At 70.3% G+C, this 18,755-nt stretch carries 21 protein-coding genes; 6 read left to right on the top strand and 15 right to left on the bottom strand.

What is annotated here, in order from left to right:
- Positions 1–34 precede the first annotated feature (34 nt).
- Positions 35–850 carry a DedA family protein gene (locus ACGFH9_RS03630; protein WP_393214734.1) on the top strand — a complete coding sequence of 272 codons (816 nt, stop codon included), beginning with the start codon at positions 35–37 and terminating at the stop codon, positions 848–850.
- Between the two features lie 167 nt (positions 851–1,017).
- Here ACGFH9_RS03630 and ACGFH9_RS03625 read toward each other — a convergent pair whose 3' ends face one another.
- From ACGFH9_RS03625 to ACGFH9_RS03585, 9 genes are all read right to left on the bottom strand, one after another.
- On the bottom strand, positions 1,018–1,395 hold the full coding sequence (locus tag ACGFH9_RS03625; protein WP_007454255.1) for a helix-turn-helix transcriptional regulator: 378 nt from the start codon (positions 1,393–1,395) through the stop codon (positions 1,018–1,020).
- 57 nt (positions 1,396–1,452) lie between these two features.
- Complete coding sequence (gene pyrE, locus ACGFH9_RS03620; protein ID WP_355245502.1) at positions 1,453–1,992, bottom strand: orotate phosphoribosyltransferase; 540 nt, start codon at positions 1,990–1,992, stop codon at positions 1,453–1,455.
- Positions 1,993–2,160: 168 nt separating this feature from the next.
- Positions 2,161–2,970, bottom strand: coding sequence for an SDR family NAD(P)-dependent oxidoreductase (locus tag ACGFH9_RS03615; RefSeq protein ID WP_393214731.1), 810 nt, complete (start codon positions 2,968–2,970; stop codon positions 2,161–2,163).
- A gap of 9 nt (positions 2,971–2,979) precedes the next feature.
- Complete coding sequence (locus tag ACGFH9_RS03610) at positions 2,980–3,624, bottom strand: hypothetical protein (protein ID WP_393214728.1); 645 nt, start codon at positions 3,622–3,624, stop codon at positions 2,980–2,982.
- Between the two features lie 72 nt (positions 3,625–3,696).
- Positions 3,697–4,509, bottom strand: coding sequence for a hypothetical protein (locus ACGFH9_RS03605; RefSeq protein ID WP_393214725.1), 813 nt, complete (start codon positions 4,507–4,509; stop codon positions 3,697–3,699).
- Between the two features lie 89 nt (positions 4,510–4,598).
- Complete coding sequence (locus tag ACGFH9_RS03600) at positions 4,599–5,177, bottom strand: DUF4178 domain-containing protein (protein WP_393214722.1); 579 nt, start codon at positions 5,175–5,177, stop codon at positions 4,599–4,601.
- A 152-nt stretch (positions 5,178–5,329) separates the two neighbouring features.
- Positions 5,330–5,707 (bottom strand): hypothetical protein, encoded by a 378-nt coding sequence (locus ACGFH9_RS03595; protein WP_393214719.1) that lies wholly within the window; start codon positions 5,705–5,707, stop codon positions 5,330–5,332.
- Positions 5,708–5,808: 101 nt separating this feature from the next.
- Positions 5,809–8,400 (bottom strand): ATP-dependent chaperone ClpB, encoded by a 2,592-nt coding sequence (gene clpB, locus ACGFH9_RS03590; RefSeq protein ID WP_393214717.1) that lies wholly within the window; start codon positions 8,398–8,400, stop codon positions 5,809–5,811.
- Positions 8,401–8,485: 85 nt separating this feature from the next.
- On the bottom strand, positions 8,486–9,121 hold the full coding sequence (locus tag ACGFH9_RS03585; RefSeq protein ID WP_393214714.1) for a TetR/AcrR family transcriptional regulator: 636 nt from the start codon (positions 9,119–9,121) through the stop codon (positions 8,486–8,488).
- Between the two features lie 85 nt (positions 9,122–9,206).
- Here ACGFH9_RS03585 and ACGFH9_RS03580 point away from each other — a divergent pair, with 85 nt between their 5' ends.
- Complete coding sequence (locus ACGFH9_RS03580) at positions 9,207–10,340, top strand: epoxide hydrolase family protein (protein ID WP_393214711.1); 1,134 nt, start codon at positions 9,207–9,209, stop codon at positions 10,338–10,340.
- A 111-nt stretch (positions 10,341–10,451) separates the two neighbouring features.
- Here ACGFH9_RS03580 and ACGFH9_RS03575 read toward each other — a convergent pair whose 3' ends face one another.
- The gene (locus tag ACGFH9_RS03575; protein ID WP_393214708.1) at positions 10,452–10,709 is read right to left on the bottom strand and encodes a hypothetical protein; all 258 of its coding nucleotides are present in this window, start codon (positions 10,707–10,709) and stop codon (positions 10,452–10,454) included.
- Positions 10,710–10,954: 245 nt separating this feature from the next.
- Here ACGFH9_RS03575 and ACGFH9_RS03570 point away from each other — a divergent pair, with 245 nt between their 5' ends.
- The 4 genes from ACGFH9_RS03570 (at position 10,955) to ACGFH9_RS03555 (ending at position 13,692) form a co-directional block, all read left to right on the top strand.
- Positions 10,955–11,182, top strand: coding sequence for a GntR family transcriptional regulator (locus ACGFH9_RS03570; protein ID WP_393214705.1), 228 nt, complete (start codon positions 10,955–10,957; stop codon positions 11,180–11,182).
- A 157-nt stretch (positions 11,183–11,339) separates the two neighbouring features.
- Positions 11,340–11,840, top strand: coding sequence for a TrkA C-terminal domain-containing protein (locus ACGFH9_RS03565; protein ID WP_355617853.1), 501 nt, complete (start codon positions 11,340–11,342; stop codon positions 11,838–11,840).
- Between the two features lie 5 nt (positions 11,841–11,845).
- Entirely contained in the window at positions 11,846–13,051 is a 1,206-nt protein-coding gene (locus ACGFH9_RS03560; RefSeq protein ID WP_393214701.1) for a cation:proton antiporter, read from the top strand.
- Between the two features lie 209 nt (positions 13,052–13,260).
- Entirely contained in the window at positions 13,261–13,692 is a 432-nt protein-coding gene (locus ACGFH9_RS03555; protein ID WP_393214698.1) for a hypothetical protein, read from the top strand.
- A 198-nt stretch (positions 13,693–13,890) separates the two neighbouring features.
- On the opposite strand, the gene ACGFH9_RS03550 is transcribed toward ACGFH9_RS03555, so the two are convergent.
- From ACGFH9_RS03550 to dnaK, 5 genes are all read right to left on the bottom strand, one after another.
- Positions 13,891–14,073 carry a hypothetical protein gene (locus ACGFH9_RS03550; RefSeq protein ID WP_393214696.1) on the bottom strand — a complete coding sequence of 61 codons (183 nt, stop codon included), beginning with the start codon at positions 14,071–14,073 and terminating at the stop codon, positions 13,891–13,893.
- A gap of 127 nt (positions 14,074–14,200) precedes the next feature.
- On the bottom strand, positions 14,201–14,641 hold the full coding sequence (locus ACGFH9_RS03545) for a heat shock protein transcriptional repressor HspR (RefSeq protein WP_007454237.1): 441 nt from the start codon (positions 14,639–14,641) through the stop codon (positions 14,201–14,203).
- Between the two features lie 30 nt (positions 14,642–14,671).
- Positions 14,672–15,859, bottom strand: a complete 1,188-nt coding sequence (gene dnaJ / locus ACGFH9_RS03540) for a molecular chaperone DnaJ (RefSeq protein WP_393214693.1) — start codon at positions 15,857–15,859, stop codon at positions 14,672–14,674.
- 85 nt (positions 15,860–15,944) lie between these two features.
- Entirely contained in the window at positions 15,945–16,703 is a 759-nt protein-coding gene (gene grpE / locus ACGFH9_RS03535; RefSeq protein WP_393214690.1) for a nucleotide exchange factor GrpE, read from the bottom strand.
- Between the two features lie 45 nt (positions 16,704–16,748).
- Positions 16,749–18,617: a molecular chaperone DnaK gene (dnaK, locus tag ACGFH9_RS03530; RefSeq protein WP_393214687.1), complete on the bottom strand. Its 1,869-nt coding sequence runs from the start codon at positions 18,615–18,617 to the stop codon at positions 16,749–16,751.
- Positions 18,618–18,755: the final 138 nt, after the last annotated feature.

The raw sequence follows: 18,755 nt of genomic DNA, 5'->3' as shown, positions 1-18,755 counted from the left end.
GGCGCGGCACGGGCACCGGGCTTCGGTACCCTTTGTGGCCGTGGACACAGCTGAGAAGACCCGCGCTCTCACGGAGAGCGTCGCCCTGAACCCGCTCGATCCCAAGGAGCTGTTGCAGACCTTCGGGCTGGTCGGCGTGTGGGTGATCCTCTTCGCCGAGACCGGCCTGCTGGTGGGCTTCTTCTTCCCCGGTGACTCCCTGCTGTTCCTCGCCGGTGTGGCAGCCTCGCCGGTGGCGGACGCCATCTTCGGCGACGGCACCCGGCTCTCACTGGCCGGCCTGCTGATCGGGGGGCCCATCTGCGCGATCATCGGTGCGCAGCTGGGGCACTGGCTCGGCGCACGGTACGGCCGGCGGATGTTCGAGCGGCCCAATTCGCGGCTCTTCAAGAAGGAGTACGTGGAGAAGGCCGAGTACTACTTCCAGAAGTTCGGCCCGGCCAAGGCCGTCGTGCTGGCGCGCTTCATCCCGATCGTGCGGACGTTCCTCAACCCGGTTGCCGGGGCGCTGGGCATGCCGGCCCGACAGTTCCTGCTGTGGAACATCGTCGGCGCCGTGCTCTGGGTGGACGGCATCCTGCTGATCGGCTACCTGCTGGCCGATCGGATCTACCAGGCCATCGGCGACAAGATCGACCGCTACATCCTGCCGGTGGTCGCCCTGATCATCGCGATCTCGGTGTTGCCGATCTTCTTCGAGTTCCTCCGCGACCGGCGGGCCCGCAAGCGCGGCGAGGCGGTCGCTGTCGTCGCGGCGGCCAGCGCGGCGGGTGCGGTCGACGCGGTACGCGAGAAGTTCGACCACGACGAGCACCCGCACGACCGTCGGGGCCACGGCCAGGAGCACTGATCCGAGGTACGACGACGGCCGGCCCCCTGGTGAGGGGGTCGGCCGTCGGCATGTCGGACCCGACCTCCGGCGGTGCGGCCGAGGACGAGCAGGTGTCAGCTACCGGTGGCGCCACCCCTGGTTCGCCACCGGACACCGCCTCGGAACGAGACGGTGCGCAGCCTGCGTCAGCGAGCCTTCTTGGTGGCTCGCTTACGCGGCGGGGTCAGCAGGTCGGCGATCGTCGCGATCGCACTCGGGACCAGCCGGTAGTACGCCCAGACACCGCGCTTCTCCCGCTCCAGCAAGCCGGCCTCGGTGAGGATACGCAGGTGGTGACTGACCGTCGGCTGAGAGAGGCCGAGCGGCGCGGTCAGGTCACAGACGCACGCCTCGCCCTCGGGGGCCGACTGGATCAGGCTGAGCAGCCGCAACCGAGCAGGATCGGCGAGGGCCTTGAGGACCCCCGCGAGACGCTCGGCATCGGCACGTTCGATCGGCTCACCGGCAAGCGGCGAGATCTGAGGCATTGTCATTTCGGCCAACGCAGTTCCCACGTATTCCATCCTTCCACCAGCAGCATCGATCCGCCTGCATATCAGCAGATCCGAATCGGTAAACTTTTACGCCACAAGGCCGAGGTCAGCCAACGTATAGGCCGCCCTGTACGGCAATCCGGCGGCTCGCACCGCGTCGCCGGCGCCTCGATCAACAATAACCGCCACGCCCACGACTTCGGCTCCGGCCTCGCGCAGTGCCTCGACAGCGGTCAACACACTTCCGCCCGTTGTGGACGTATCTTCGACCGCCAACACCCGGCGGCCGGCCACCTCCGGTCCCTCGATCCGTCGCTGTAGACCGTGGGCCTTGCCCGCCTTGCGCACCACGAAGGCGTCCAGGGCACGGCCGGTCGGAGCGGCGGCGTGCAGCATCGAGAGCGCGACAGGGTCCGCGCCCAGGGTGAGGCCACCGACGGCCTCGTACTCCCAGTCGGCGGTGAGGTCGAGCAGCGCCCGACCGACCAACGGAGCGGCACGGTGATGGAGCGTGACACGTCGCAAATCGACGTACCAGTCTGCCTCGCGCCCCGATGAGAGCACCACCCGGCCGTGGACCACAGCCAGGTCGGTAATGAATTTACGCAGGTCGTCGTGGTCCCCCATGGCGATAGAGGTTACTGCGCAACTCTGAACGTCGTGTGGACGGCCCTACCCGATCGGCCCGGCGAGACACCGATGACTGGCGATGTTCGACTACGCTCCGCTACCGGCACGAGAGCGGTGCGCCAGCGTCCGACGGCGGCCTCCACGGCGCGGCGAGGCGCCGTCGGCTCAGCGCTCCTCGCGACCGATCCGGCCACGGGTGTCGCGGGAGACGACCTCGAGGAGCCGGCGGGGTGCGTGCCGCAGGCCGGCGACGGCCACCTTGTACTTCCACGCCGGAACGCTTACCAACTTGCCTTTACGCAGGTCACGCAGGGCTTCGTCGACGACGTCCTCGGCTTGCAGCCACATCCACTCGGGCGTCTTGGACATGTTGATGCCGGCCCGTTCGTGGAATTCGGTGCGCGTGTAACCGGGGCACAGGGCCATCACCCGGACGCCGAAAGGACGCGCCGACTGCCCCACGGACTCACTGAAATTGGTGACCCACGCCTTGCTGGCCGAGTAGGTCGAGCCAGGCATCACCGCGCCGAACCCGGCAACCGAAGAGACATTAATCACTGCCCCATCGCGGCGTTCGGTCATCGGGCGCAGCGCGGCCAGGGTCAATCGCATGACGGCGTGCACGTTGAGTCGCAGCAACCGCGCCTCGTCCTCCGCAGTGGAGCGCAGGAACGGCTTGCTCAGGCTGATGCCGGCGTTGTTGACCAGAAGGTGAATGGGACTGTCGGACGCCAGCCGCTGCTCGACGGTGGCGCAGCCGTCATCGGTCGACAGATCCGCTGACAGCGTCTCGACGTCGTGGCTGTGTCGGGTGCGCAGCTCCTCGGCAATCCCGGCCAGTCGATCCGCGTCCCGGGCGACGAGCACCAGGTGCCATCCGTCGGCCGCCAGCCGCCGGGCGAACGCCGCGCCGATACCGGAGGTCGCACCGGTGACCAGGGCCCGCCGCTCGAGGGTCGTGGATTCGAGCGTCACGGGCGGTCCTCACCTGGGTGGGTACGGGGGCGCGGCCGGCGCCTGCGGAAACGCGGGTGGGACGGACGGCGCGGTGGGTGTCGTGCGACGGTGTCGTCCGAACCAGGCGTTCGCCGCCGGCAGGGCCAGCAGCGTGGCTACCACAAGGTAACCGAGGGCCTGCCCGACCGAAAGTCCGGCATTCAGCGGTATCCACCAGGACGGGTACGCGTCCGAGATCAGGCCCAGCAGCTCGGCGGTGGCCCGCTCGTCCGCCCCCAGCCGGAGCGGCGCGGCACGTTCGCCGACGAGCACCGCCACACTGCAACAGCCCGCGAGCAGGCCGAGCCCGCAGATCACCCAGGTGGCCATTCGCGCGCCGCGTCTGCCCGTCAACAGTCCGAGGGCCAGCCCGGCGAGCACGGGTGCGGACAGCGCGGCCACCACCGCGGTCAGCGCCGCCGACGCGCGCAGCAGGGTCACGATGTCGTCGATCTGCTGCGGGCTGGCCGAGGTGTCCCGGGCGGCGGCGCGGAACGCGTCCACCGTCCGACCCAGCACCGTCAGGTCGACGACGGTGTACGCGAGCGCGCCGACCGCCATCAGCAGCAGCACGGCCGTGGCGAGCAGGACCACGGCGGGCCGGCGGGGCGGTGCCGATTCGGCGTACGACACGACGAATCCCTCCGGTAGGCGTCGGGTTGCAACCTACTCGGAGGGATCGTCGGCGTCGTGCCTATCGGTGGGTCAACTCGTCGACGGCGGGGTCGTGCCGGGGCGGTCCGCCGGCGGCGTGTCGTCCGGCCGGTCCGGGTTGGACGGGTTCGCCGGCGGCGTGGTCGGCGGCTCCGGCGCGGACGTCTGGTCGGGGGTCGACGGGTAGGCCGGCTCCCCGCCCGACGGCTGGCCGGGAGCCGGCGGGTAGCCGGGCTGGCCGGAGGCCTGCGGGTACGCCGGGTAGCTGGCGCCCGGGGTCGGCGGCTCCCAGGCCGCGGCGGGCTTGCGGAAGAACTCGTTCGACTTGGGCAGGGCCAGCAGGATCAGTGCAGCCAGCAGCGCCAGCAGGCTGATCACGCCGAGCAGGAGGCTGACCGGGGTGATCCAGCCGGGCAGCGCCTCGTCGAGGCGTCGCTGGACCTCGTCGGCGCTCGGCATGTCGCTGCCGCTGTTACCACCGGTGGTGAAGCCGCCGGCCGCACCGCTGAGCAGGGTGCCACCCGTGCAGCAGACCATGATGCCGCCGACGATCCAGGTGGTGATCCGGGCGCCGTTACGGCCCTGGTTGTTGAACATGGCCAGTACGCCCAGCACGACCGCCAGCAGGAGGACGAGGATCGCGCTGCCGAGGCCGAAGGCGAAGAAGAAGTCCGCGACCTGATCGGCCCCCTCGGCGGCGCTGCTCGCGTACGCGTCGCGCAGCACGTCTCGCGTCTTGCCGATGGTGGAGAGGGTGATGATGAGACTGATCACCTGGCACGCCAGGAACAGGTAGAGCAGGTAGCTGGAAATCGTCACGGTGGAGGGCCGTTGGCGGGCCGGCGTGCTCGGGGAGTCGACCACGATTCTCCTTTCCTAGAGCGGGCCCACACCGTATCGGCAACCGGCCACTCCGGCATGCCGTGACGAAAGCGGCGCGCCCGTCGGGTCGTTCAGCGAGCGTCGTCGGCGGGTCGGATCGCCAGGTCGGCCGGGTCGACCAGGTCACCGCGCGCGACCCGCCAACCCTCCTCGCCGTACGCCTCGAAGGAGAGCCGGGCGTTCCCACCCGACTGGTAGTCGTGGTAGCGCATCGTGCCCTCGGCCGGCAGGCCGGTCTCGCCGATGGCGGTGTAGCGCGCCTGGCCGGTCTCGGCCCAGGTGAACCGCAGGCCGCCGAGGTCGATTGTCGGCGCGCCGGGGGTGACGGTCGCTCCGGACTCGGCGGTCCAGAGCACCACCTCCAACTCGGGGCCACCGTCGCCCTCCACGGAGAGCCGGTGCGGTGTGCCGGAGGCGTCGTCGAGGAGATGCTGCACCCAGGTCCAGTCCCCCTCGACCAGACGGATGGTGCCGCTCACGACGTACTCAGATTGGTGGATCCGGACGCGATGACCCGGTGCCAGCTGGCGGGTCGGCGGCAGGTCGGTGGGCCGGGCCGCAGCCCGCCGCCGGGCGCGCACGACGACCACGAGCACGACCGCCATGAGTACGACGACGGCCCCCACCAGGAACGCCAGCGACCCGTCCACCCGACCACCTCCCCAGGTACGTCGGCGCAGACGGTAACAACCTGGCGCACCGAAATGAGTCGCGTCGTGACCGAAAGCTCAGCTACCGACGGCAGCCGGCGGATGGCCGGGTGCGGCCATCGACAGTTGCCAGTGTCCAGGAGGCGGGATCGTCAGGCCGCCGCGAGTCGCTGGGTGGCGTAGTCGCCGAGGGTGGAGCGGCCCATGACGCAGCCGACGAAGGTGGTGAACTCGGTGGGATCGTCGCGCAGCGACGCCCAGGCCGCCTGGGCGGCCGTCGGGTCGGCCCGTTCCAGCAGCGTCGCCGCGTACGCCCGGCCGGCGGGCGAGCCCTCGGCGAGCAGGCGATCGAGTTGCCGGCGTACCTCCTCGGGGTGGTCGTCGAGTGCGGTCTCGACGCGGCGGTACGCCTCGGTCACCGGCAGCACCTCACCGGCGAATCCCACGCCACCGAGGGCCAGCGTGTCGGCGGCCATCAACTCGTCCGCCGCGGCACGAAGGTCCCGCTCCCACCTGGACATCCCAAACATGTCCCCATCCTTTCCCCGTCGGCACGCCTCTCACCCTGTTGATCAAGAGGTTTGCGTCATCAGAAGACGTCCCGATGACGCGAACCTCTTGATCGTCAACGTCAGGCGGCCGTCACCGTCAGGGCGTTTCCGGCGGGGTCGAGGTCGACCTTGACCGTGTTGCCGTCCCGGATCGTTCCGGACAGCAGCGCCTTCGCCAGCTGGTCGCCGATGGCCGTCTGGACCAGGCGGCGCAGCGGGCGGGCACCGTAGATCGGGTCGTAGCCGTGCTCGGCCAGCCACCCACGGGCGGACTCGGTGATGTCCAGGCCGAGCCGACGATCCGCGAGACGACGTCGCATCCGGTCGAGCTGGATGTCCGCGATGGACCGCAGGTCGTCCCCGCGCAGCGCGGCGAACACCACGATGTCGTCGAGCCGGTTGAGGAACTCGGGCTTGAAGTGCGACCGGACGACGGCGAGGACACCCTCCCGGCGCTGCTCCTCGGAGAACGTCAGGTCACTGATCACCGACGATCCGAGGTTGGAGGTGAGGATCAGGATGGCGTTGCGGAAATCCACCGTGCGGCCCTGACCATCGGTGAGCCGACCGTCGTCGAGCACCTGGAGCAGCACGTCGAAGACGTCCGGGTGCGCCTTCTCCACCTCGTCCAGCAGGATCACCGAGTACGGCCGGCGGCGTACGGCCTCGGTGAGCTGGCCGCCCTCCTCGTAACCGACGTAGCCGGGCGGGGCACCGACGAGACGGGCGACGGAATGCTTCTCCCCGTACTCGCTCATGTCGATGCGGACCATCGCCCGCTCGTCGTCGAAGAGGAACTCGGCGAGCGCCTTGGCCAGCTCCGTCTTGCCGACACCGGTCGGGCCGAGGAAGAGGAAGCTGCCCGTCGGGCGGTCCGGGTCGGCGACACCGGCCCGAGCCCGGCGTACCGCGTCGGAAACCGCGCTCACGGCCTCGGCCTGGCCGACCACCCGGCCGCCGAGCGACTCCTCCATCCGCAGCAGCTTCGCCGTCTCGCCCTCCAGCAGGCGGCCCGCCGGAATGCCGGTCCAGGAGGCGACGACCGCGGCGATGTCGTCCGAGCCGACCTCCTCCTTGAGCATCGCGCCGTCGGCCTGGAGCTGCGCCAACTCCTCCTCGGCCTGCGTCAGCTCGACCTTGAGGGCGGGGATGCGGCCGTACCGCAGCTCGGCGGCGCGCTCCAGCTCGCCGTCGCGCTCGGCCCGCTCGGCCTCGCCGCCCAGGCGCTCCAACTCCTCCTTGGCAGTGGAGAGCTTGGTGATGTGGCTCTTCTCCGTCTGCCAACGTTCGGAGAGCACGGTGAGCTGCTCGCGCTTGTCGGCCAACTCCTGGCGCAACCGCGCCAGGCGCTCGGCGGAGGCGGCATCGGGCTCCTTGGCCAGCGCCATCTCCTCGATCTCCAGCCGGCGTACCGCCCGCTCGATCTCGTCCACCTCGACCGGCCGGGAGTCGATCTCCATCCGGAGCCGGGACGCAGACTCGTCGACCAGGTCGATCGCCTTGTCCGGCAGGAACCGGTCGGTGATGTACCGGTCGGAGAGCGTGGCGGCGGCGACCAGCGCGGCGTCGGTGATCCGGACGCCGTGGTGCACCTCGTAGCGCTCCTTGAGCCCGCGCAGGATGCCGATCGTGTCCTCGATGGTCGGCTCGCCGACCAGCACCGGCTGGAAGCGCCGCTCCAACGCCGGGTCCTTCTCGATGTGCTCGCGGTACTCGTCCAGCGTGGTCGCGCCGACCATCCGCAGCTCACCGCGGGCGAGCATCGGCTTGAGCATGTTGCCGGCGTCCATCGAGCCCTCGCCCTTGCCGGCGCCGACGACGGTGTGCAGCTCGTCGAGGAACGTGATGACCTGGCCGTTGGAGTTCTTGATCTCCTCCAGGACGGACTTCAGCCGCTCCTCGAACTGGCCCCGGTACTGCGCGCCGGCGACCATCGCGCCGAGGTCCAGCGAGACCAGCTTCTTGTCGCGCAGTGACTCGGGCACGTCACCGGCCACGATCCGCTGGGCCAGGCCCTCCACGATGGCGGTCTTGCCGACGCCGGGCTCACCGATCAGCACGGGGTTGTTCTTCGTACGCCGCGAGAGCACCTGGATGACGCGGCGGATCTCGGAGTCCCGGCCGATGACCGGGTCGATCTTGCCGTCCCGGGCGCTGGCGGTCAGGTCGACGCCATACTTCGTGAGCGCCTGGTAGGTCTGCTCCGGGTCGGCGGTGGTGACCCGCCGGTCTCCGCCCCGGACGGTCGGGAAGGCGGCGACCAGGGCTTCCTCGGTGGCCCCGACCGACTTCAGGGCGGCCGACACGGCACCGCCCACGCGGGCCAGACCGGCGAGCAGGTGTTCGGTGGAGGTGTACTCGTCGCCCAGCGGCCGGGCGATCTGCTCGGCGGCCCCGATGGCGTTGACGAATTCGCGGGCCAGCGTGGGCTCGGCGATGCTGGAGCCCCGCGCGGCTGGCAGGGCGTCGACCGCGCGCTCGGCGGCCCGGCGCAGCTCGGCGGGGTCGGCCCCGACGGCGCGCAGCAGGCCGGCGGCGGTCGAGCCGTCGGTGTCGAGCAGGGAGAGCAGCAGGTGCCAGGGCTCGACTGTCGCGTGGCCACGCTGGTTGGCCAGGGTGACAGCGCCGGTGATGGTCTCGCGGGTCTTGGTGGTGAGTTTCTCAGTGTTCATGGGCTCCCCCGGATCGGCGACGTCCATTGGGTTGGACACCACCAGAGTTGAGCGTATTCCACTCAACCTTAGCCTGTGACGCCCGTCACTCGCGACGTCGCCACCGCCAGTCGAACTCCCCGGCCGCCGGGGCCGGGCCGGGCAGCGGGTCAGCCTCCGACACCGTCGACAGGCCACCCACCAGCACCGCGAGCTGCCGGCGGCGCAGCTCACGCGTCCGCTCCCCATCGGGTACGCGCACCGCCGCGCACGCCTCCAACACCAACCCCAGATCCTGTACGACGACGTCGGGTCGCAGCCGCCCGCTGGCGTGCGCCCGCTCGACGAGCGTGGCGGCCAGCTCGCCGGCACGTACCGCGTCCCGGCCCATCTCCTCGGTCGGCGTGAAGGTGCCGGCCAGGTGCACGGTGAGCGAGTGCACGTCCGCGTCGACAACCCGGGCCAGGAACCCGGCGAACGCAGCCCAGTCGTCCGGCTCCGCGAGCGCCTCCTCGGCGACGGCGATGTAGCGGCGCAGCCCGTCGTGGCAGAGCTGGCGCAGCAGGGCCTCCTTGCCCGCGTACCGCCGGTAGAGCGCGCTGATGCCGACGCCGGCGCGGTCCGCGACGGCGGCGATCGGCGCCTTCGGGTCGTCGAGGAAGACCGCGCGGGCGGCTTCGAGAATCACCTCGTCGTTGCGGGCGGCCTGTGCCCGGCGACCAGCCAGGGGTTTCGTCGACATGACCTGAGACTAGCACTGGAACGGATCGTTCCGGTCTGCTACCGTCATGACAGAACGAAACATTCCGTTCCGGAGGAGTATCGAGATGAGCAGCACCGCGATCCGCCCGTTCCGCGTCGAGATCCCGCAGACCGCCCTCGACGACCTGGCCGCCCGCCTCGGCCGCACGATCTGGCCCGCCACCCTGCCCGGCGCCGGCGACGCGTACGGGATCAGCACCGACCGGGTCCGCGCGCTCGTCGACCACTGGCGGGACGGGTTCGACTGGCGGACCATCGAGGCCCGGCTCAACGCCCACCCGCAGTTCGTCACCGAGATCGACGGCGAGCAGATCCACTTCCTGCACGTCCGGTCGTCCCGGCCGGACGCGACCGCCCTGGTGCTCACCCACGGCTGGCCGGGCTCGGTGCTCGAATACCTGGACGTCATCGACCCACTCACCGAGCCGGACGACCCGGCCGCGCCGGCCTTCCACCTGGTCATCCCGTCGCTGCCCGGCTACGGCTTCTCCGGCCCCACGCGCAGCGCCGGCTGGAACCGGCACCGCACGGCCCGCGCCTGGGCCGAGCTGATGAGCCGACTGGGGTACGACACCTACGGCGCGGTCGGCAACGACGCCGGCTCGATGATCTCGCCGGAGTTGGGCCGGATCGACCGCAAGCACGTGCTCGGCGTGCACGTCACCCAACTCTTCTCGTTCCCGTCCGGCGACCCGGCCGAGTTCGCCGACCTGTCCGAGACGGACCAGGCGGCGCTGGGGCACCTCCAGTGGTTCTACGAGAACAAGTTCTCCTTCAACCAGGTACACAGCCAACAACCGCAGACCCTGGCGTACGCGCTGGCCGACTCGCCCGTCGGGCTGCTGGCCTGGAACGCCCAGCTCTTCGACGAGAGCCTGGACGCCGACTTCGTCCTGGCCAACGTGGCCCTCTACTGGTTCACCGGCACCGCCGCCTCGGCGCTCCGCCTCTACTGGGAGGACGCGCACGCCGGTCCGCAGCCGTCCGAGCCGACCACCGCGCCGACCGCGCTGGCCATGTTCCCCGGCGACTTCCAGTCCATCCGCCGCTTCGCGGAGCGGGATCACGCGAACATCGTCCGCTGGACCGCGTACGGGACGGACGTCGAGGGGCGCGGCGACGTCGGCGGCCACTACGCCGCCCACCAGGCGACCGACGTCCTGGTCGGCGACATCCGCCAGTTCTTCGCCGCCCTCTGATCGACTCGCTCGGCTTGATCGACTCGTGTCTCCGGCTTGATCGGCTCGTGTTCCCGAAAGTCGGGGTGTCCGGACCCCCGGGACACCCCGACTTGCGTGACGTCGAGTCGATCAGGCCCGGCGGGGTAGGCGGGCGGTGCAGGGCGTCTCGTGGTCGGCGCGGAGCACGCACCGCCGGCCACCGTCCAGCCGCCGGTCACAGAAGACCCAATGCCGTACGCCCTGGTTGTCCTCGGTCGAGACGGTGATCCCGCCGAGGTCGATCCGGGCCAGGAACGCCAGCGACCGACCGGCGGTCCGGCCCAGCATCTTGGCGCGAGCCAGATCCGGCGCCGAGATCGGCAGGTGAATGACGAAGCGCCCGGTCATGGGTGGTGCCACCGGTTCAGGCGTCGGTGATGGTCCTCCTCGCGGTCAGGAGCGCGGTGGAAGGGCAGAGCCGGGACGAACAACGGGGGAAGCTCGCCCCGGCTCGGTGAGCGCTCCAGTGCCATCCGGAAGCGTTCGTCCCGAACCTACAATTGGTAGCGGTTGTAGGTCACCGACCTTGCTCCGATTGCTTGAGGTTGTAGGTGGTCGCGTGATCGAATGGGCGTGCCATCCGGGGAGTGTGTATGCCCAAGCAGCAGTACCAGGTGCTCGCAGACGAGCTACGAACGAAGATCGAATCAGGCGCGTGGCCGCCCGGCACGAAGCTGCCGAGCCGATCACAGCTCTGCAAGGAATACGGCGTGTCGGACACCGTGGTCGGCAAGGCCATGATGATCCTCCGCGCGACCGGGCTGACCGAGACGCTGGACGGCGTCGGCGTATTCGTGGCGGAGAAGCCAATTACCTCCTGACGCGTCAACGGCTCTTTGATCGACACGAGATCGCCGATGTCGGGGTGTCCCACTGGTCTGGATACCGCCACATCGGCGATGTCGAGTCGATCAAGCCGGGCACCTGGATCAGCGTCCAAGATCTGCGCGCTGTTCACGTGGCGGTAGCCTTTGGCGGGTGCGAGTACGTGTCGAGCAGACCGCCCTACCCGGGATCGGGGTACGCCACGATCTGGTGACGGAGTCCGGACGCCGCCTAGGTGTCGTCTCCCACCGCAATGGCCGCCGTGATCTTGTCCTCTACGACCCCGACGATCCCGACGCCTGCCAGGCGGACATACCGCTGACGGACGACGAGGCGGAGGCGCTGGCCGACATCCTCGGCGCGTCGCTGATGCTCGGTCAGCTCTCCGGGCTGCGCGAGCAGGCCGCTGGGCTGCTCACCGAGCAGATCGCCATTTCGGCGGGGTCGCGGTACGTCAACCGGCCGCTCGCCGACACCAAGGCGCGTACCCGCACCAGTGCCTCCATCGTGGCGGTGCTGCGCGACGGCGAGGTCATCGTCTCGCCGCTCCCCTCGTTCCGCTTCGCCGCCGGTGACGTGGTGGTCGTCGTCGGGACCCGCAGAGGTCTCGACGGTGTGTCCGCCATCCTCGCCGACAGTGACCCGGACGGCTGAGGCGGATGCACGATTTCACCACTCTGCTCATCGAGGTCGGTGCGCTGCTGCTGCTCCTCGGGCTCCTGAGCCGGCTCAGTCGACGCTTCGGCCTCTCTCCCATCCCCCTCTACCTGCTCGCCGGGCTCGCGTTCGGGCACGGTGGGCTACTGCCGCTGGACGCCAGCGAGGAGTTCTTCGCGGTCGGCGCCGAGATCGGCGTGATCCTCCTGCTGGTGATGCTCGGCCTGGAGTACTCGGCCAACGAACTCGTCGGCAACCTGCGCTCGGCGGCGCCGGCCGGCCTGATCGACGGGGTGCTCAACGCGCTGCCCGGCGCGGGCTTCGCCCTGCTGCTCGGCTGGGACTGGGTGGCCGCCCTGGTGCTCGGCGGCATCACCTGGGTCTCCTCGTCCGGGGTGATCGCCAAGGTCCTCGCCGACCTGGGTCGGCTCGGTAACCGGGAAACCCCGGTGATCCTCTCGGTGCTCGTCATCGAGGACCTGGCGATGGCGCTCTACCTGCCCCTGGTCACCGCCGTACTGGCCGGCACCGGCCTGCTCGGCGGCGGGATCGCGCTCACCGTCGCGGTGGGCACGGTGCTGATCGTGCTGGTGGTCGCCATCCGCTACGGCCACCTGATCTCGTCCGCCCTGTCGGCGAAGGACCCGGAGGCGCTGCTGCTCGGCGTACTCGGCCTGACCTTGCTGATCGCGGGCATCGCGGCGTCGCTCCAGGTGTCGGCGGCGGTCGGCGCGTTCCTGGTCGGCATCGCGCTCTCCGGTCCGGTCGCCCACCACGCCACCGAGTTGCTGTCCCCACTGCGGGACCTGTTCGCGGCCGTGTTCTTCGTGTTCTTCGGCCTCACCACCAGCCCGCAGGACATCCCGCCGGTGCTGCTGCCGGCGCTCGCGCTGGCCGTGGTCACCATGGGCACGAAGACGCTCACCGGCTACCTGGCGGCCCGCCGGGTCGGCATCGCCGAACCCGGTCGCTGGCGGGCCGGCCTGGCGCTCGTACCCCGGGGCGAGTTCTCCATCGTCATCGCCGGGCTCGCCGTCGCCGCCGGCAGCGTCGAGCCGCGGTTGGCCGCGCTCGCCGCGACGTACGTCCTGATCACCGTGGTGACCGGCCCGATCCTGGCCCGGCTGCCCGACTTCCCGTGGTTCAAGCGGTGGTTGCGCACCCGCGCGCTGGCCCAGCGGCGGGAAGCTGTCCCGGTCAACGACTGACGCTCACCACCGTTGTCCTGCTGACGGGAGGCAGGGCAACGGTGGTGGCCAGGACACCCGAACGGCCGTTCGGGCTGGCCGGCCGACGGATGCCGAATTGCGCCCTGCGGGTACTACCGCCGTAACCGACGGCGGGTTACCGTTTCGCCCCAGCAGCCACGTTCCGCAGGCAGCGTTGCCACCCGCGGGCGAGAGCGGAAGGTTGGCCGGTGAGCGTGCAGGAGTCGACGTTCCACGGCTTCGCGAACCCCGTCGATCCGACGCCGGCGGAGTTGCGAGCTTGGGCGTACCAACCGGATTCGGTGCCGTTGGCGTCCATGCCACCCGACTGGGACCTGCTGGTCTCCGGTGACCGGCTGGTGCTGACGCTCTTCGAGTTGGCGATGGACCCGACCTGCCCGGCCCGACGCTTCGCGTTGCACTGCCTCTACATCTACGCCGCCGACGGCATCCGGACGAACTTCCGGGCTCACCCCAAGCGTCGCTTCCGCAAGCTCGTCGAGCAGGCGGAGCGCGACGGCGACGAGCCGATGAAGATCTGGGCGCACAACGGCCGCGTGCTGCTGGCCCGGCCGGATCTCTTCGTCTACCGGGACTGGTGCGAAGGCGGCTTGGTCCGCGAGAACCGCCGCCTCGGCTGAACCACGCCGCGCGTCACCCCGCCCCACGGTTGCGCCGATCTTGCACTTTCTGCGGTGACTGACTGCGTGAACTGGAACATTTCACCCTGCGAAAGTGCAAGATCGGCGGGGGGGGGGTAGGCGCTCGGCGCGGGGCCGTACAGCAGGGCGAACGGGCCGGGACCCCCCGTGGGTCCCGGCCCGCACGTCGGTCACCGGTCAGTCGCGCTTGCGGTCCGCTTCTGGTCGGGCCTGGTCGCTCTGGTCGACGAACCGTCCTTCCTTGATCCGGTCGCGGAAGGTTCCCTCGGTGACCTTGTCGAACTTCTCGCGGACGGTGTCGGCCAAGCCTTCCAGCCGTTCCTCCGTCTGCTGAGCGACTTTCTTCGCCGGCTCCGCCATCGCTCCCCCTCGCCATGCCGGTAGGCCCGAATTAAGCCGTTTGGACCCCGTATCGACAGGTTAACGGAAGCGGCCCGGTCCGCGCCGGAAAATCGGAGCGCGGGCCGGGCCGAGGGCGGTATGTGGGTCAGCGGTCGGTCGTACGGCGGGGACGCCAGACCACCAGCGCGGTGGACGTGCGGTTGGTCGGCACCAGATCCCGACCCGGGAAGCGGGCCAGCGACTCCAGCTCGGCCACCCGGCGGTACGCGGCGTCCAACTCCGCCTCCAACCGTGCGACCCGCTGCTGCGCCTGCTCCAGCAGCCGTTCCAGCCCGATGATCCGCTTGACGCCGGCCAGGTTGATCCCGTCGTCCTGGCTGAGCCGCTGCACCTCGCGCAGCAGCACCACGTCCCGGACGCTGTAGCGACGACCGCCGCCGGCCGCCCGGCCGGGCTGCACCAGCCCCAGCCGGTCGTACTGGCGCAGGGTCTGCGGGTGCATCCCCGCCATCCGCGCCGCCACCGAGATCATGAGCACCTTGGCCTCGTAGGCAGGGTCACCCGAACCGAGGAACTCGCCCGACATCCCGCTCACCTCCGCGTCCATCCCACCGGACTAACCGACCCGACGCACCCGTGCGTCGAGATGTTCCCGCGCCGCCGGAGGACTCTGCTCGGCGAACGCCTCAAGAGCGGCCCGCGCCTCGTCCGTCAACCGGGCGGGCACCACCACGTCCAGGGTGACCAGCAGATCGCCGGCCTGCCCGTCGCGACGGACCACGCCCTTGCCCCGGGCCCGCAGCACCCGGCCGCTGGGCGTGCCCGGCGGCACCCGCAGCGTCACGGCGCCGTCGAGCGTGGGCACCCGCAGGTCCGTGCCGAGCACGGCCTCCGCGAAGGTCACCGGCACGGTCAATGTCAGGTCGTCTCCGGTACGCCCGAACAACTCGTCCGGCCGGACCTTGACGTGCACGAACAGATCGCCGGCCGGGCCACCGCGCTCACCCGGCTCACCGCGCCCGGCCAACCGGATGCGTTGGCCGTCGGCCACCCCGGCCGGAAAGCGCACGTTCATCGTGCGGGTCTTGGTGACTCCGCCGCTGCCGTGGCACTCCGGGCACTTCTCCTCCACCACTGTTCCGACGCCCTGGCAGTTGCCGCACGGCTCGGAGAAGCTGAACGACCCCTGGTTGCGGTTCGTCACACCGGCCCCGTGGCAGACCGGGCAGGTACGTGGTTGGGTGCCGGGCTTGGCGCCGTTGCCGTGACAGGTGTCGCAGACACCGGGAGCGCGCAACGTCAGTGGCAGGGTCACCCCGCGCACCGCGTCGCCGAAGTCCAGTGCCACCTCGGTCTCGACGTCCCGGCCGCGGGCCGGACCGCGCGCTGCGGCCTGACCACCGGCCTGCCCGCCCGAGAAGATCGAGCTGAACAGGTCCTGGAAGCCGGCCCCACCGCCGAAACGACGGTCACCGCCACCGGCGCCACCGCCGAACAGGTCGGAGACGTCGAACGGCATCCCGCCCGGCTGACCGCCGGCCCGGGCGTTGCGCCGGAACGCGCCCGAACCGAACAGCGAACGCATCTCGTCGTACTCCCGGCGACGGCCGGCGTCCGACAGCACGTTGTACGCCTCGGACACGGCCTTGAACCGCTCCTCGGCCTTCGGGTCGCCCGGATTGTGATCCGGGTGCGATTCCCGCGCCAGCTTGCGGTAGGTCTTCTTGATGTCATCCGCGGAGGCGGCCTTGTCCACGCCGAGCACGGCGTAGAAGTCCTTCTCGAGCCAGTCCTTCGAACTCACCGGTCCACCTCCTTCCGACCGTCGTGGCCCGGCCGCCCCGTCCGCCCCTTGAGGGGGGACGGGACGGCCCGGTCACCGTCTCGCACTATTCCGGATCCGCGACCGCGACCAGCGCGGGGCGCAGCAGCCGCTCACCGAGCTGGTAGCCGCGCCGCATGACCTGCACGCAGGTCGGCTCGCTGACCTCGGCCGAGGTCTGGTGCGCGACGGCCTCGTGCCGGGTCGGGTCGAACGGGTCGCCCTGCTCGCCGAAGGCGGTCAGGCCGAACTTGCCCAGCGCGGCGGTGAGCTGGTCCGCCACCGTTCCGAACGGTCCGACCAGGTCGCCGTGTTCCCGCGCCCGGTCCAGGTCGTCGAGGATCGGCAGCAGCGCGGCCAGCACCGAACCGGTCGCCTGCTCCTGCACCAGGGCACGGTCGCGGTCGACCCGCTTGCGGTAGTTGGCGTACTCCGCCGACACCCGCTGCAGATCCCTGGTCCGCTCGTCGAGCTCGGCCCGGAGCGCCGCCAGCTCGGCACCGAGCGAGGTGCCGGTGCCGCCGCCGTCCACCGGCTGCGCCGGGGCGTCCACCACCGGCGGACCGGAGGGTTCCGGACCGTCGGTGGCGTTGACCTCGACCTCGATCTCGTCGACCACGACCTCGGCGTCCTCGACCAGACCCTCGGCCGGTACGCCGGTCTCCGCGTCGGCGGCGGTGCCCTCCGGCTCCGTCGCGTCACTGAGCTTGCGGTTGTTGCGGATGACGACCCGCTCCTCGGCGCCGGTGGTCGACTCCGTGGGCGCGGAGCCACCCGGCGTCGACCCGGTGTCGCCCGGGTCGGCGGCTCGTGGCTTCTGCGTCATGGGGCTACCTCATCCCTGCCGTGGACACGTGTCGGAGGTGGGCAGTCACTTCTTGCCGTCCTCGTCCACGATCTCCGCATCGACCACGTCGTCGGCCCCGCCGGCCTGCGCGCCACCCGGCGCACCGGTCGCACCGGTCGCACCCGGGCCGGCCTCGCCGCCGGGCTGACCCTGCTCGGCCTGCTGCGCGTAGAGCAGCGAGCCGGCCTGCTGGGAGACCTGCGCCAGCTTCTCGTGCGCCGACTTGATCTTCTCGATGTCCTGGCCGCCCAGGGCACCCCGCAGCTCGCCGAGCGCCTCGTTGAGCTGCTCGCGGTTCTCGCTGGGCAGCTTGTCACCGCTCTCGGCGAGGAACTTCTCGGTCTGCCACTGGAGCGCCTCGGCCACGTTGCGGGTCTCGGCGTCGTCGCGGCGGCGCTTGTCCTCCTCCGCGTGCTCCTCGGCGTCGCGGCGCATGCGCTCGATGTCGTCCTTCGGCAGCGAGGAGCCGCCGGTGATCGTCATCTTCTGTTCCTTGCCGGTGCCCAGGTCCTTGGCGTGCACGTTGACGATGCCGTTGGCGTCGATGTCGAAGGCGACCTCGATCTGCGGCACGCCGCGCGGCGCCGGCGGGAGGCCGGTCAGCTCGAAGGTGCCGAGCTTCTTGTTGTAGGCCGCGATCTCCCGCTCACCCTGGAACACCTGGATCAGCACCGACGGCTGGTTTTCGTCCGCGGTGGTGAAGACCTCGGAGCGCTTGGTCGGGATGGTGGTGTTGCGCTCGATGAGCTTGGTGAAGATGCCACCCTTGGTCTCGATGCCCAGGCTCAGCGGCGTCACGTCGAGCAGCAGGACGTCCTTGACCTCACCCTTGAGCACACCGGCCTGCAGGGCCGCGCCGACGGCGACGACCTCGTCCGGGTTGACGCCCTTGTTGGGGTCGCGACCGGTGAGCTGCTTGACCAGGTCGGTCACGGCGGGCATCCGGGTCGAACCGCCGACCAGGATGACGTGCTCGACGTCGGAGATCTTGATCCCGGCGTCCTTCACGGCCTGCTCGAACGGGCCCTTGCAACGGTCCAGCAGGTCCTGCGTCATCCGCTGGAACTCGGCGCGGCTGAGCGTCACGTCGAGGTGCAGCGGGCCGGCCGCGCCGGCGGTGATGTACGGCAGGTTGATGTTGGTGGTGGTGGCGGCGGACAGCTCGATCTTGGCCTTCTCGGCTGCCTCGCGGAGCCGCTGGAGGGCCATCTTGTCCTGACCGAGGTCGATGCCGTGCTCACCGCGGAACGTCTTGACCAGGTGGTCGATGATCCGCTGGTCCCAGTCGTCGCCACCGAGCTGGTTGTCACCGCTCGTCGACTTGACCTCGACGACGCCCTCGGCCAGCTCCAGCAGCGACACGTCGAAGGTGCCGCCGCCGAGGTCGAAGACCAGGACGGTCTGCTCCTTGGAGCCCTTGTCCAGCCCGTACGCCAGGGCGGCCGCGGTCGGCTCGTTGACGATCCGCAGCACGTTGAAGCCGGCGATCTCACCGGCCTCCTTGGTGGCCTGGCGCTGGCTGTCGTTGAAGTAGGCCGGGACGGTGATCACCGCGTCGGTGATCTGCTCACCCAGGTACGCCTCGGCGTCCCGCTTGAGCTTCATCAGGGTCCGGGCCGAGATCTCCTGCGGGGTGTACTTCTTGCCGTCGATGTCGACGGACCAGTTCGTGCCGACCTCACGCTTGACCGAACGGATCGTCCGGTCCGGGTTGGTCACCGCCTGGCGCTTCGCGACCTCACCGACGAGCACCTCGCCGTTGCGGGCGAACGCGACGATCGACGGGGTCGTCCGCGAGCCCTCAGCGTTGGCGATGACGGTGGGCTCACCGCCCTCGAGAACGCTGACGCAGGAGTTCGTCGTGCCGAGGTCGATACCGACCGCACGTGCCATCTTCGCTTCCTCGCTTCGTAAGGTTGTGCAGGTGACGGGCACCGCCCGCGGCTGCTCGGCGGGCACCGCCCGCAGCGGGCCCCACCACAAGTTGAGTGAACCTGACTCAATAATGCCACGCGCTCGCCAATCGTCAAG

The organism is Micromonospora sp. NPDC049102 (assembly GCF_043197485.1).
Classification (GTDB): Bacteria; Actinomycetota; Actinomycetes; order Mycobacteriales; family Micromonosporaceae; genus Micromonospora.
This window is presented reverse-complemented; position numbering and strand designations above follow the sequence as displayed.

Bases quoted from the DNA above. Each gene is read 5' to 3' on its own strand.
- grpE (WP_393214690.1), bottom strand. From the start codon at position 16,703: ATGACGCAGAAGCCACGAGCCGCCGACCCGGGCGACACCGGGTCGACG.
- pyrE (WP_355245502.1), bottom strand. From the start codon at position 1,992: ATGGGGGACCACGACGACCTGCGTAAATTCATTACCGACCTGGCTGTG.
- ACGFH9_RS03560 (WP_393214701.1), top strand. From the start codon at position 11,846: ATGCACGATTTCACCACTCTGCTCATCGAGGTCGGTGCGCTGCTGCTG.
- ACGFH9_RS03585 (WP_393214714.1), bottom strand. From the start codon at position 9,121: ATGTCGACGAAACCCCTGGCTGGTCGCCGGGCACAGGCCGCCCGCAAC.
- clpB (WP_393214717.1), bottom strand. From the start codon at position 8,400: ATGAACACTGAGAAACTCACCACCAAGACCCGCGAGACCATCACCGGC.
- dnaK (WP_393214687.1), bottom strand. From the start codon at position 18,617: ATGGCACGTGCGGTCGGTATCGACCTCGGCACGACGAACTCCTGCGTC.
- ACGFH9_RS03550 (WP_393214696.1), bottom strand. From the start codon at position 14,073: ATGGCGGAGCCGGCGAAGAAAGTCGCTCAGCAGACGGAGGAACGGCTG.
- ACGFH9_RS03575 (WP_393214708.1), bottom strand. From the start codon at position 10,709: ATGACCGGGCGCTTCGTCATTCACCTGCCGATCTCGGCGCCGGATCTG.
- ACGFH9_RS03625 (WP_007454255.1), bottom strand. From the start codon at position 1,395: ATGGAATACGTGGGAACTGCGTTGGCCGAAATGACAATGCCTCAGATC.
- ACGFH9_RS03595 (WP_393214719.1), bottom strand. From the start codon at position 5,707: ATGTTTGGGATGTCCAGGTGGGAGCGGGACCTTCGTGCCGCGGCGGAC.
- ACGFH9_RS03570 (WP_393214705.1), top strand. From the start codon at position 10,955: ATGCCCAAGCAGCAGTACCAGGTGCTCGCAGACGAGCTACGAACGAAG.
- ACGFH9_RS03545 (WP_007454237.1), bottom strand. From the start codon at position 14,641: ATGTCGGGCGAGTTCCTCGGTTCGGGTGACCCTGCCTACGAGGCCAAG.
- ACGFH9_RS03580 (WP_393214711.1), top strand. From the start codon at position 9,207: ATGAGCAGCACCGCGATCCGCCCGTTCCGCGTCGAGATCCCGCAGACC.